Source organism: Bradyrhizobium cenepequi (genome assembly GCF_020329485.1).
In the GTDB taxonomy this organism is placed as follows: domain Bacteria; phylum Pseudomonadota; class Alphaproteobacteria; order Rhizobiales; family Xanthobacteraceae; genus Bradyrhizobium; species Bradyrhizobium cenepequi.
The window spans coordinates 1-849 of sequence record NZ_JAGKJI010000169.1; the positions used below are offsets into that span (position 1 = coordinate 1).

Annotated in this window: 2 protein-coding genes; both read right to left on the bottom strand. The window is 56.9% G+C overall.

What is annotated here, in order from left to right; genetic code table 11:
• The coding region (locus tag J6497_RS40730; protein WP_225709756.1) for a redoxin domain-containing protein at positions 1-366 on the bottom strand (366 nt) is incomplete at its 3' end.
• Between the two features lie 232 nt (positions 367-598).
• Positions 599-849, bottom strand: a 251-nt coding sequence (locus J6497_RS40735; protein ID WP_225709757.1) for a hypothetical protein, incomplete at its 5' end; no start/stop codon positions are given.

The window sequence follows — 849 nt, forward strand, 5'->3', positions numbered from 1 at the left end:
TCCGGTCTCGGGCGTTATGGCAATTGCTCTGGCGCCGGCAGCGCGGATACTAGGGGTGGCTCCGTGAAGAGCGCGTAGTCCAGCTGCGCACAACGGGGACCAAGTCCCGTAAACGAAGGTAACGATCAACGGCGCAGTTTGTCGCAATTCCAAAGATGAAACGAGCTTTCCATTTGCCTCAGGGAGAAGGAAATCGGGGGCAGGTTCGTTCGCCTTCAGGGCGACGTCAGGAACGCACGCCTCTCGCAGCCATGATGAAAGCAGCCGGTCGGTTTGGATGTCCAGCGGACGAAAGCCGTCCAAGGTCTCCGCGGAGGCTTCGATCGGCGTACTGAGCGGGCGCCCGTTCAAAACTTCGTCATTCATTCTAGTTCTCCCCCAACGGTGCCCCTCGCGGCACCTGTCCGCGTATGTTTCTTGCATGGTGACCGTGCGTTCTGGAAAACGAAAATTCAACTTTGGAATGGTAGTTGTTGACGAATAATCGTTAGGAATAGTCGGCGGCCCCAAATATCGCGATGAGCCACGGCGCACACGAAGCACTAGGCGCCTGTGTGTACCGAAAACCTTATCCGAGTTGATGAGGTGACGGAATCACCTAAGCTGGCGGAATGATCGGGCTTCTGTGTTTCGTGCTGACCGCGTTGGCCGCGCCATTCAAGTCGAAGATGAGACTGGAGGCTGAGAACCGGCGCTTCGGCATCAGTTGATTGTTTTGCGGCGCAGGCTCCGGGGCTGCGTCCGGCTTACGAACAATGATCGCTGGTTCTTCATTCAGCTGTACCGCTGCTTTCCGTCGATCCTTCAGGTTCTTGCCATCATCTGTCCCGAGACGCTCATCCACTGGCA